Origin of the sequence: Corynebacterium sp. MSK044, from assembly GCF_030232825.1 — a bacterium.
Classification (GTDB): domain Bacteria; phylum Actinomycetota; class Actinomycetes; order Mycobacteriales; family Mycobacteriaceae; genus Corynebacterium.
The window spans coordinates 1-10,226 of record NZ_JASPJJ010000028.1 but is presented as its reverse complement, the minus strand read 5'-3'; the positions used below and the strand labels follow the sequence as shown (position 1 = coordinate 10,226).

The window sequence follows — 10,226 nt, the reverse complement described above, 5'->3', positions numbered from 1 at the left end:
ACTACGTGCTCTCAATGAAAACTGCTCCCCACTAGTCGGTAACTGATTTCTCAGTCCAACTAATGGGGAGCAGTTCAACGCTGGTAGGGGCCTTCTTCATTTTGTGATCGGATCGCCATTTGGTGCACTAGCTGGTGCACTAGGGTCAAAATCCTGCACCAAACGGAACTGCGACGCTCCAACGACGCGGCGCAGGTTTTCGGTGCATTGCTTAGTGATTGCTAGGACGGCAGCAACGAAGGAACGCCACGGGAGTCGGCAGTTCGAGGAAAGCAACTGCGAACTGCTGTGCAAGTCTCACAACCGCGCCAAAGGTAACGCTTAACCAGCGGCGACGCGGGGATCTAACAATGCTGCGTCGCTAGCGCTCGCACCCAGCGAGCGAGCATCAGGCTGCGCTAGCGACGCCGAGCGCACAAAGGCACTGCACTGCGGGGATACGCCTGCGACCGGCAGAGCCGGACTGAATACGGGATTGACCACGTTCACCCCGTATTCGTGCAAAGGAGCACTGCCATGTCCACTCATTCCCACACGCTTGCATCTCACGGCGAGATCCTCGCGAACCTCCCCGGCATCCTCGGCTTCTACCCGAACAACTCGCTGATCCTCGCGTTCTTCGTCGACGACGAGGGCGTCGACACCGTCCGCCTCGGCCCGGTCGCGCGGTTCGATCTGGACGAGGCCGTGGAGAAGCTCACCGAGAGTCGCGAGCGGTTCGCAGCGTGGGTCCACCACCTCGAACTCGACGCTGTTATCGCGTACATGATCAGCGATGACATTGCGCAGCCGGTCTTTGACGAGACGGCCACGTATCTCACTAGTGGGGCAGTGCACCTACCGCCGCTGCTCGGGGTGGTGCAAGTGCCCGAGATCGTCACCGGGGCTGCGTGGTGGTCTGTGTACCAGCATCCGCTCATCGACGAGCCGCGCCACGGCGTTGTCGGCGAGGTCGCCGCATCGGCGGCGCTGCGGCAGATGCTAGAGCACACCGGCGAGCTGCCGGAGCCGAGCAAAGACGACATCGAAGCTCGGTTGAACAGCACCGATCACGGCATCGACGCTGCCGAGCACGCCGACATCATCGAAGACGCGCTGGCGTATGTCCCGCCAGTGTTTCCCGACATGCTGCAGCGTGAATACGAACAGGCGGCGGCAGGGATCACCCAGCCGAGCACCAGGGCCGTCCGTGCTGCGCTGAAATGCTTCACCACGCCGCGCTTGCGGGACACGCTGCTTGCCGCGCTGCTCGATGACCCGCAGGCGGGCCTGCAATTCACAGAGCAGGTTATGCGTGCTGTCCCGACCAGCTGGCCAGGGATGCGCGCGCAGCTCACCGCAACTGTTGCCGTGCTTGCGCACGCCACAGGCCAGCCGGGGCTAGCTGGCGTGGCTGCGCAGCGAGCCACCGAGATCGGGCCAGACGAGAACTTCCCGTCGTTGGTGGCGAAGCTGACCGACATCGGCCAAGGCGAGCGGATGGTCGAACTCGTCCGCGAGGGCGCCGAGAAGACCCGCACGATCTTGTTCACCGAGTAGCACCACACACCCCGTTGCAGCGATGCAACGGGGTTTCTTTTTTTCTCGTCGGCCGTGGCTTGCGACAGCAGACACTTCAACGAGGCAGGGGAGCGACCCCTAGACAGCAGAGCTGTCCAACAGACGGATTGACCACCAATCCGAACAAGGAGGCACGTGATGCGCGACATCACCCACACCGACCTGGAACTGCTCTACCAGCTCGCCGACGGCATCGACGGCGAGGACGCCGATCCGGGTGCAGCACAAGAACTGCGCGACCTAGAGGCGGCAGGCACGCCGCTGCCCTGGGCAGTGCTGTAACGACAGCGCAACCCCCCGCAGCAGCAAAGCAGCTGCTTCAACACCCACATTGCACGGCAATTCACACCCACCCACATAAGGAGAACCATCATGTCCAACCCCTTCAACAACGGCACCATCGTCGGCAACGCAGCTCGCGCACCGAAGCTGTTCGAGCACGCAAACGGCGGTGCGACGGTGAAGCTCAGCGTCTATGCGCGCAACACCTTCAAGAACAAGGCCACCGGCAAGGTGGAAAGCGAGATCGTGGAGCTGACCGGCTACGTCCAGGACGCGAAGAACCCCGGCGTGTTCGGCTGCATCGGGTCCGGCGACCGTGTCGCAGTGAGCTACTCGCTGAAGACCGACGTCTACACCGACAAGGACGGTGTGAAGCACTACCCGCTGGTCGCCCGTATCGACACCGTGCAGCTGATCGACTCCAAGAAAGAGTCCGCTGCGCGCGCAGCCCGTCGCGGAGGCGAGGCGGCGAACGCCGCCCTGGCTGGCGCTGACGCCGACAACGACGAAGCACCGTTCTAACAACGACACCCCGCAGGGAAACCTGCGGGGTTATTTTTTTCAACTATTTCACGGTGTTGATCCAGCTCTTTCACGGCCTTACCCAACTGAACAAAACCCAACAGCCCTAGCATCAGCTTGGCGATCGGGGTGGAGTCTTTTGAGTAGGTCTGTCCCTCCTTGAGGAACTTCACCGACACTCCTTTGCTGACTAGCTCGTCAACAATGGCGTACAGATCCGTCAGTGAACGCGCGCACCGATCCATCGACGTGACGACAAGCTGATCTCCTGCACGGACATATCGCATTGCTTCATCAAGTCCAGGGCGCTCACGCGATCCACCACTGGCCTTATCCGTGTAATAGGTGAAGACCTTCTCTGCCTTGAGTTGTTCAATCTGACGATCAAGGTTCTGATCTTTCGAACTCACCCGGGCATAGCCCACCTTTTGTCCTGAGATCGCCCCCAACTGTTCAGTGATCTCCAGAGGCAGTGACGGTTCTGTTCCGTTAGTCTTGGAACTAACCCTAGCGAACAGGAAGTTTTTTCATTCACAAATTGTTCGCTTGGGGTGTACCCCAGGTGCCCCTACCAGCGCCCGCAGTTGAAGGCTTCACCTACCAAATGGTAAAGTTAGCTATATGCGAACCAGTCAGCGCTCCGAGATCCTGGAAGCTGCCCTCCGCGTCATGAACGCAGCGGAGGGTGGCGACATTACCCTTGACGCAGTGGCCCACGAGGCCGGGCTCACCAAACCGGGATTGCTATATCACTTCCGCAACCGCGACGTACTGCTCGCCGCGATCGTCGACCACGCTGCGGCCAACGCCGAGAACGACATGACTGCCACCCTTGGCAAGCCCCTCGAGAACGCCAACGCCACCGAGCGGCTCCTGAGCTACGTTCACGTCGCCGCCCACGGGGCCGCCAAGCGCGCCGAGTTCATCATCTGGGGCCAAGCGACGTACCGGCCCGAACTCACCGAACCGTGGACTACGCGGATGGGCCGCTGGCTCGAACTCCCGGACGATCTCGACGCCGCCACCCGAGCCAGGCTGACCACCGCCCGACTCGCCGCCGACGGACTCTGGGGCGCCCAGGCCACAGGTGTGTCCACCCTCCACGGCGCGGATCTCGAAGCCGTCGTCTCCAGCATTCGCTCCCTGATCGAAGGAACAACCCCATGAAGCAGTGGTTCCTGCTCGCTGGCGCCATCACTACCGAAGTGGCGGCGACGCTGTCTCTCAAGGCGGCGCTCAATCACCCATCCTGGTACATCGTGGTTGCTGCCGGATACATCGGCACTTTCGTCTTCCTCACCTTCTGCCTGCGCGAAGGAATGCAGATCGGCGTCGCCTATGGCATCTGGGGAGCCAGCGGGGTCGTGCTCGCCGCCGTGCTATCCGCCGCGATTTTCGGTGAACCTCTGACCGCTGTGATGGGTCTTGGAATGGTTGCGATCATCAGCGGTGTCCTCACCGTCGAACTCGGCTCCCAGAAAGCTCAGCAAACCGCAGCCCAGGAAGCAGGAGTCAACTCATGAGATGGATCTTCCTCGCAGTCGCCATCTTGTTCGAAGTCGTCGCGACCATGTCGCTACGAGCCTCCGACGGTGGCCGGGTGAAGAAATGGTTCATCGGCGTCATCGCGGGGTATCTCGTGGCGTTCGTCGCCTTAAGTCTCGCCTTGGCCGACGGCATGGCCCTTGGCGTCGCCTACGGCATCTGGGCAGCATCCGGCGTAGCTCTCACCGCGATCCTCGCCCGGGTCATCTTCCACGAACCCCTCACCCGAACCATGGCCCTCGGCATCCTCCTCATCGCCGTCGGAGTTCTCACCGTTGAACTCGGCGCCAACTTGGCGAACTGACGCATTTCCGCAGGTAAACCAGGCAGATTGGTGTGCTGCACCACGAGGCGCACAGACAAAGGCTCCCCAATGAGCGCCTGTGGGCCTAGCGTTGTGGATGTGATCACCTGTGTCGTCCACTACACCATCGACCCCGACCAGATCGCAGCCTTTGAACAGTTCGCCCGCGCTTGGATGCGGCATGTCGACGAACACGGCGGCACCCACCACGGGTACTACCTACCCGCGGAAGGTGTGAGTGACCGTGCGGAATCCCTGTTCAGCTTCCCCAGCCTGGCTGCCTACGAGCAGTACCGCACCTTGTTCGGCACCCACTCGGACTTCATCGCCGCTGACCGGATTCGAGACGAGTCCGAGTGCGTCCTGCGGTACGAGCGCACCTTCATGCGGCCGCTCCTACCCCAGGGACACTGAAAGGGACTCCGGCAGCACGCTCGGCACAACCCACAACGCCGCAGGTCAGCGCGTACAGATGGGTGTACCCCAAAAGCCTCATGTCTCGATTATGCCTCACAAACCCCTACCGAGCACCACCCTGCGACAACTTAGGGCGAGACGCTTTAGTGAGACGGGGAGGAGGCCAATTGCCCCATGAAACGGTCTCACATTCCAGTTCCTGCCGGGTGTCTCATAAAACTTTAGGTTTTCAGGACGCTCCGCGACCGCTAGTGGGCCATATAAGCGAGTCGGGTGTGGTCATCGACAGCGGCATGGACGTGGTCGAACCCGATCGGGTCTTCCGGTCGCGGATCGGTCGTGGACTCGCCAACCGCCGCTGTCGGGGATGCGGCTGAGTTTCTTCACATCGATATGGATGAGCTTGCCTGGCCACCAGCAACGCTCTCGCATGCGTGGTCAAGCGGGCGTTACCGTTGGGCATAGAGGCCTCCGGCAGTGAAGAACTAGACAGCTCCACTAAGCCAGGAGGCCTAACTATTTCACAAGACCGAAAGTGCCACCAACGTCACGGTCGAGTACAACTAGTGGGTGTCACTGTGGCTTTCCGAAGTCCACCACACTGACGTTCCCGTCATTGCGGGGGCGGTACAGAGGGCTCCTGACGGATTGCCCGAAGTCCTCTGCACGAATTGACTTCCGGCCTGATGCCGCTGTACCAACCTGTCCTGATAGGCGGGCGCCTCGTTTGCCAGAAGATGGGGCACGGTTCCCTCTCCCCCTTGCTTTTTGGGAGTCCTCGGCCAGCTACGGGATCGTGCCTGGCCGGTCCTCGGTCGAGTTGTTGTCCGGAGTTGGTGCGCAGCAGTCGGGTTCCCCGCTTTGCCCGGGGCCCTCGCCTGTGGGCGGCGTTCCCTGTCTGATGCGCAGTCTCCTGCGCCGGTTGAGGGCGGCCAATGCCGATGCGAGCACCACGGCTGCGGCGAGGGCTGCGATCAGGGTGCTGTTGTCGCTGATCCAGGCGCTGGCGGCGGCTGACCATACGGCGAGGCTGTTGGCCTGTGCGGTTCCGCCGGTGGCGGCGGGATACCAATACCAGCTGAGGTAGGCGCCGGTTATGGTGAGGATGAAGGCGGCGATGCGGTTGCTGTGCTTGGCCAGGCCGGTGATTCTTCGCCCGAGGGCGGCCCCGGCGATGGCCGTGCCTGCCGAAACGAGCATCAGGACAGTGGCCGAGCCTGCGGCGTAGGCGGCGAAGACCGCGAGCAGCCCGGCGTAGCTGGCGACGGCCTGGGCTTGGGCGATCACGGCCAGGAGCACCCCGAGGGTGCAGCCGAGGGATGCTGCGGCGTATCCGACCCCGAAGGCCACCATGCGCCCGGTTTTGTGACCTGCCCCTGCGGCTTCTTGTGTGCGGGGTTTCGTGGCCCAGGCCGGCAGACGGAGCCGTGGTGTGAGTCCGGTGAGCATGGCCAGGCCCAGCAGGAGAAGGATCACCCCGGTGGCCATTCCCAGCCAGGGCGCTGCGCTGATCAGGGTCCTGGCGCCCGCGCTGACGATCAGCCCGAAGGCTGCCAGGGTCCCGGCGAAGCCGAGGCTGAGCGCGAGCCCGGCCCGGAGCCCGTGGGTCAGACGCAGCGCGAGCGGGCGCGTCCGGGCGTCCCCGATGGTCTGGGCTATCCAGGCGGGCAGGAGGGCGAAACCGCAGGGATTGACCGGGGCAATCATTCCAGCGGCGAAGGCCAGGGCAAGCAGGGCTGTCATTGGGCGCCGGCCTTGGTGAGTTCTTCTTGGATCTTTTCCGCAGACGGGTCGGTGGCCCGGAAGGTAACGTCGCCCTTCGCGTCGACCACCACCAGGGTGCTTATGGAGGTGACCTTGTACCGGGTGGTCAGTGTGGCCCCGGTGTCGATGACGGCAGGGAGCTCAGGGGCCTTGATGTAATCGCGGAATCCGTTGATGGTCTCCTTCGGTTCTCGGGGGTCCACGTCCACCAGGAGGTAGTCGGCCGAGCTTCCCAGGGCCGTGGAGGCCTTGTTCAGGGAATCGGCCCCTTCCACACACTCACCGCATCCGGCAGAGAAGAAGAACAGTGCTGCGGGCTTACCGTCCGGGATGGTCCGGGTAGTGCCGTCAATGTCGGAGACCGTAACAGCAACGGCACCGGCCGCGTCGGGCGACGAACCGCCTGGCGCGGCCGACGGGCCGCTCGGTGAGCTGGCGCAGGCGGTTGTCAGTGCCATGACCGCTGTCAGAAACAGGGCGGAGGCGAGGTGCCTGGGCCGGGGAACGGACAGAGAACGGCGGGATCTCGGGTATGTCATGGTGTCTGGTGGTTCCTTCCAGGAATGGGGATGGGGACTCAGGCGGTGCCGTGGTCGGTGCGGTGGTGCTCGGGGGATGCGGGAGGGCAGCAGTCGTCGGTCCTGTGGCGTTTTCGCTGCCTGGTGACGGCGATGATCCCGGCCAGGAGCACCGTGGCGGCCGCGAGTAACACGAGGGGATTTGAGAAGAATCCGGCGATCGCGCCGAGGGCTCCGGCGGCGATGAGGATGGGTCCTGCGCAGCACAGGATCATGGCCGCTGCTATGCCGATTCCTGCGGCCAGTGTGTGGTATCGCCCGGGGCGACCGGTCTGCCGGACGGGTTGATGGCCGGTGTCTGGCTGTTCTGGGTGCTGGGTCATGTCATGTCCTTTTAAAGCTCAGCAGCAGGAGTCCTGCGCCGCGGGGGCCCGCGTGGCGGCCGCGGCGAGGAGGGCGGCGGCCATGGCGGCACCGGCCCGGTGTGCCGCCTCGATGTCCAGGACTTCGCCGTCGGGATGGGAATCCAACCACGGCTGGGCGTCCTCGCGGGAGGCGAAGTAGTAGACCTGGTTGCAGAACGATGACCGCACCGGCCCCGTGCCCGGGTGGCTGATGATGGACACGACGGCGGTGGCCGGCTGCACGGAGGTCACCGTGCCGTCCGCGCCCGTCATCACCCGGATGAGGGTCCCGCTACCCGGGGAGGTCGACTCAATGGTTGCGGCCTTCCCGATCAGGGCCGGGAAGAAGAGGGTGTCCAGGGCGCACCAGGTGTAGAGCTGTTCCCCGGCCAGGGTGAAGCGATGCGGGGTGGGCCGCATCGTCAGGGCCAGGCCGATGATGCGGCCCTCGTCGTCGTACTCGGTGTCCGGGACGGCGGCCAGTCCCTGCCGGACCGTGTCTTCGCTCCGGCCACTGGCGGTGGCCAGTTCGGCGACCGTGACGGGCTCGCCCTCGGCCAGGAGCCGCAGCAGCGGCACGAACAAGTCCGGGTCTATTCCGGAGCGCGCGGGGGACAACAGATAGGTGAGGGCCTGGTCGGTGGCGGTCATGGCATTCCTTTGCTTCGGTAGTGGGGGCTGCAGCTCAGGCGCAGCAGGAGAGCTTGGAGACGTCGGTGGTGAAGGCCTTGGCGGCGATCCTGATGCCCTCGGCCATCGTCAGGTAGGGGCTCCAGGCGGCGGCGACCTGCGCGGTGGTCATGCCCGCTTCGAGGATGTAGACGCCGGCGGCGGCGATTTCCCCGGCGTCCTTGGCCACCGCGGAGAGGCCCAGGATCCGTCCGGTGTCGCGGTCCGCGACAACCTTGATGAAGCCGCGGGTGTCGCGGTTGACCACGGCTCGCGGCACGTACTCCAGGGGGAGGACCCCGCACTCGCAGCTGATCCCGGCGGCGACAGCTTCCTTTTCCGTCATCCCGACCGCCCCGATGGCGGGACTGGTGAAGGTGACCCGGGGCAGGTGCCGGTAGTCGACCTCGGCCAGGGCATCGGTGAACGCATTGTCCACGGCCAGGGCGCCGTGGGCCGCTGCGACGTAAACGAACTCCCGATGGCCGGTTGCGTCCCCGGCGGCCCAAACCCGCGGGTTGGACGTGGCCAGGCGGGAATCGACCACGATCTCGCCGGATGCGCCGGTCTTCACCCCGACGGCGTCAAGGTCCAGTCCCTCGGTCACTGGGCGGCGGCCCAGTGCCACGAGGATGTGGGAAGCGCGGAACACCTCCTCGTCCCCGGCCACGTTTGCCGTCACCGAGACCCCGTCCGGGCCGGAGGCCACGGAGTCGGCCATGGCCCGCCGGACCACCCGGATCCCCTCGTCGGCGAACACCCCCGCCAACGCCTTGGATGCCTCCGGTTCCTCCTGCGAGGCCAACCGGGAACGGACCAGCATGGTCACCCGGGAGCCCAGCCGGGAGAAAAGCTGTGCCATCTCCAGGGCAACATAGCCTCCGCCCAGGATCAGCATTGATTCGGGCACCTCGTCCAGTTCCATCGCCGTCGTCGAGGTCAGGTACCCGGCCTCGGCCAGTCCGGGAACGGGCGGTACGTAGGGTGCGGAGCCAGTGGCCACGAGGTAGTGCCCGGCCTCGATCGTTCTCACTGCACCATCCGGGGAGATCACCCGGAGCAGCGGTGCGTCCTGGGTTCCGGTGAACGACGCGTCCCCCGAGATCATCGTCCACCCGTAGTCCGCGGCCAGATCGACGTACTTCTCCGTGCGCATGCTTTCAACCAGCGCGGCCTTGCCCTGAATCAGGGCCGGCATGTCCACCGGGCCCGCCGAGGCCGCCACCCCAGGGAAGCGGGCCGAATCCAACGCCACGTGGCGGGCCTCCGCGGCAGCCAGGAGCGCCTTCGACGGGACGCAGCCCGTGTTCACGCATGTCCCGCCCACGGTGCCGCGCTCCACCATCACGACGCGCTTGCCCAGCCCGGTGGCCCGGATCGCGGCCGCAAACGCTCCGCCGCCGGAACCAATAATCGCCAGATCGAACTTTTCGTTTGTCATTCCAGATGTCTCTTCCCTGTGGTTCAAAAGTTCCTATGGAACCATTGTGAACCTTCCAGTACAATGGAAGGTCAAGTGTGGTGGCCATTGGAAGGGGAATCGGCGAACATGAGGATCGGACAGCTTGCGGAAGCAACCGGAACCACGACCAGGACCCTTCGGTTCTACGAGGAGTCGGGGCTGCTCCCTCCGGCCGAGCGATTGGCCTCCGGCTATCGGGACTACGCCCAGGATGCCGTGGGTCGGGTCGGGTTCATCCACCGGGGCCAGGCCGCCGGGCTGACCCTCGCCCAGATCCGCCAGATCCTCGACATCCGCGACGGCGGCCAGGCGCCCTGCGAGCACGTGCGCGACCTGCTTGACGTGCGCCTCGCTGAGATCGAGCAGCAGATCGCGCAGCTCTCCGTGCTGCGCGACACTATCGCGGACCTCAGACAGGACGCCGCACACCCGGACCCTGAAACGTGCAGCACCGATCAAGTGTGTAGGTACTTGTAATCCAATTGGGCACACCTCCTGGACCGCCAAAAGGCTCTCGCAAAAAGATACCGCCAGATCTACAAAATTGAGGAAGAGCTCATCAGCAAAATCGACAAATTGACTGACGTAGTAGTCATCCCTAGCGCGTAAGACCTGCACACTGCTTGTACAAATGATAGTTTCGTGATGACGCTGGGGTGGGTTCCTGCTCCGCAGGCGTCCGAAGGCCCTGGGTCGAGCAATCCCATTACGTTGTTAGCAGTTCCACCCCAGGGCACCGAAGATTCATAGGCCGTCCACCCGATTGGGCGGGTTATGTT

Annotated in this window: 14 protein-coding genes and 1 pseudogene; 8 read left to right on the top strand and 7 right to left on the bottom strand. The window is 64.1% G+C overall.

What is annotated here, in order from left to right; translation table 11 throughout:
* The first annotated feature begins 498 nt into the window (after nt 1-498).
* The 3 genes from QP994_RS10505 (at nt 499) to QP994_RS10495 (ending at nt 2,364) form a co-directional block, all read left to right on the top strand.
* Nucleotides 499-1,539 carry a DUF4192 domain-containing protein gene (locus tag QP994_RS10505; protein ID WP_284866711.1) on the top strand — a complete coding sequence of 347 codons (1,041 nt, stop codon included), beginning with the start codon at nt 499-501 and terminating at the stop codon, nt 1,537-1,539.
* Nucleotides 1,540-1,698: 159 nt separating this feature from the next.
* Complete coding sequence (locus QP994_RS10500; protein ID WP_016456431.1) at nt 1,699-1,842, top strand: hypothetical protein; 144 nt, start codon at nt 1,699-1,701, stop codon at nt 1,840-1,842.
* Between the two features lie 90 nt (nt 1,843-1,932).
* Nucleotides 1,933-2,364, top strand: a complete 432-nt coding sequence (locus QP994_RS10495; protein ID WP_034997554.1) for a single-stranded DNA-binding protein — start codon at nt 1,933-1,935, stop codon at nt 2,362-2,364.
* On the opposite strand, the gene QP994_RS10490 is transcribed toward QP994_RS10495, so the two are convergent.
* On the bottom strand, nt 2,361-2,789 hold the full coding sequence (locus QP994_RS10490; RefSeq protein WP_256008564.1) for a recombinase family protein: 429 nt from the start codon (nt 2,787-2,789) through the stop codon (nt 2,361-2,363). The genes QP994_RS10495 and QP994_RS10490 overlap by 4 nt on opposite strands.
* A 196-nt stretch (nt 2,790-2,985) precedes the next feature.
* Between QP994_RS10490 and QP994_RS10485 the strand changes: the two genes are divergently transcribed.
* The 4 genes from QP994_RS10485 (at nt 2,986) to QP994_RS10470 (ending at nt 4,627) form a co-directional block, all read left to right on the top strand.
* Nucleotides 2,986-3,531, top strand: a complete 546-nt coding sequence (locus QP994_RS10485; RefSeq protein WP_284866709.1) for a TetR/AcrR family transcriptional regulator — start codon at nt 2,986-2,988, stop codon at nt 3,529-3,531.
* Nucleotides 3,528-3,887 (top strand): DMT family transporter, encoded by a 360-nt coding sequence (locus QP994_RS10480; RefSeq protein ID WP_048733039.1) that lies wholly within the window; start codon nt 3,528-3,530, stop codon nt 3,885-3,887. Before QP994_RS10485 ends, QP994_RS10480 begins: the two co-directional genes overlap by 4 nt.
* Entirely contained in the window at nt 3,884-4,213 is a 330-nt protein-coding gene (locus QP994_RS10475; RefSeq protein ID WP_284866706.1) for a DMT family transporter, read from the top strand. Before QP994_RS10480 ends, QP994_RS10475 begins: the two co-directional genes overlap by 4 nt.
* 99 nt (nt 4,214-4,312) lie before the next feature.
* Nucleotides 4,313-4,627 carry an NIPSNAP family protein gene (locus QP994_RS10470; protein ID WP_174232238.1) on the top strand — a complete coding sequence of 105 codons (315 nt, stop codon included), beginning with the start codon at nt 4,313-4,315 and terminating at the stop codon, nt 4,625-4,627.
* A 263-nt stretch (nt 4,628-4,890) separates the two neighbouring features.
* Here the strand turns inward: QP994_RS10470 and QP994_RS10465 are convergent.
* The 6 genes and pseudogenes from QP994_RS10465 to merA all read right to left on the bottom strand — a co-directional run.
* A pseudogene (locus QP994_RS10465) lies at nt 4,891-5,041 on the bottom strand (IS481 family transposase); the annotation flags it as partial.
* A gap of 375 nt (nt 5,042-5,416) precedes the next feature.
* A complete protein-coding gene (locus QP994_RS10460; protein WP_273416676.1) occupies nt 5,417-6,373 on the bottom strand; it encodes a cytochrome c biogenesis CcdA family protein in 957 nt (318 codons plus the stop codon).
* Complete coding sequence (locus QP994_RS10455) at nt 6,370-6,852, bottom strand: TlpA family protein disulfide reductase (protein WP_081586452.1); 483 nt, start codon at nt 6,850-6,852, stop codon at nt 6,370-6,372. Before QP994_RS10455 ends, QP994_RS10460 begins: the two co-directional genes overlap by 4 nt.
* 119 nt (nt 6,853-6,971) lie before the next feature.
* Nucleotides 6,972-7,295, bottom strand: a complete 324-nt coding sequence (gene merT / locus QP994_RS10450) for a mercuric ion transporter MerT (RefSeq protein WP_236627260.1) — start codon at nt 7,293-7,295, stop codon at nt 6,972-6,974.
* An 18-nt stretch (nt 7,296-7,313) separates the two neighbouring features.
* On the bottom strand, nt 7,314-7,967 hold the full coding sequence (gene merB, locus QP994_RS10445; protein WP_284866705.1) for an organomercurial lyase MerB: 654 nt from the start codon (nt 7,965-7,967) through the stop codon (nt 7,314-7,316).
* Nucleotides 7,968-8,001: 34 nt separating this feature from the next.
* Nucleotides 8,002-9,426 (bottom strand): mercury(II) reductase, encoded by a 1,425-nt coding sequence (gene merA, locus QP994_RS10440; RefSeq protein WP_284806782.1) that lies wholly within the window; start codon nt 9,424-9,426, stop codon nt 8,002-8,004.
* Between the two features lie 108 nt (nt 9,427-9,534).
* On the opposite strand from merA, the gene QP994_RS10435 reads away from it, so the two are divergent.
* Entirely contained in the window at nt 9,535-9,924 is a 390-nt protein-coding gene (locus QP994_RS10435; protein WP_284793671.1) for a heavy metal-responsive transcriptional regulator, read from the top strand.
* The last annotated feature ends 302 nt before the right edge of the window (nt 9,925-10,226 follow it).

Excerpts from the sequence above, each read along its gene's own strand:
- merB (WP_284866705.1), bottom strand. The coding sequence starts at position 7,967 with ATGACCGCCACCGACCAGGCCCTCACCTATCTGTTGTCCCCCGCGCGC.
- QP994_RS10485 (WP_284866709.1), top strand. The coding sequence starts at position 2,986 with ATGCGAACCAGTCAGCGCTCCGAGATCCTGGAAGCTGCCCTCCGCGTC.
- QP994_RS10475 (WP_284866706.1), top strand. The coding sequence starts at position 3,884 with ATGAGATGGATCTTCCTCGCAGTCGCCATCTTGTTCGAAGTCGTCGCG.
- QP994_RS10480 (WP_048733039.1), top strand. The coding sequence starts at position 3,528 with ATGAAGCAGTGGTTCCTGCTCGCTGGCGCCATCACTACCGAAGTGGCG.
- QP994_RS10435 (WP_284793671.1), top strand. The coding sequence starts at position 9,535 with ATGAGGATCGGACAGCTTGCGGAAGCAACCGGAACCACGACCAGGACC.
- merA (WP_284806782.1), bottom strand. The coding sequence starts at position 9,426 with ATGACAAACGAAAAGTTCGATCTGGCGATTATTGGTTCCGGCGGCGGA.
- QP994_RS10500 (WP_016456431.1), top strand. The coding sequence starts at position 1,699 with ATGCGCGACATCACCCACACCGACCTGGAACTGCTCTACCAGCTCGCC.
- QP994_RS10460 (WP_273416676.1), bottom strand. The coding sequence starts at position 6,373 with ATGACAGCCCTGCTTGCCCTGGCCTTCGCCGCTGGAATGATTGCCCCG.
- QP994_RS10495 (WP_034997554.1), top strand. The coding sequence starts at position 1,933 with ATGTCCAACCCCTTCAACAACGGCACCATCGTCGGCAACGCAGCTCGC.
- merT (WP_236627260.1), bottom strand. The coding sequence starts at position 7,295 with ATGACCCAGCACCCAGAACAGCCAGACACCGGCCATCAACCCGTCCGG.
- QP994_RS10455 (WP_081586452.1), bottom strand. The coding sequence starts at position 6,852 with ATGGCACTGACAACCGCCTGCGCCAGCTCACCGAGCGGCCCGTCGGCC.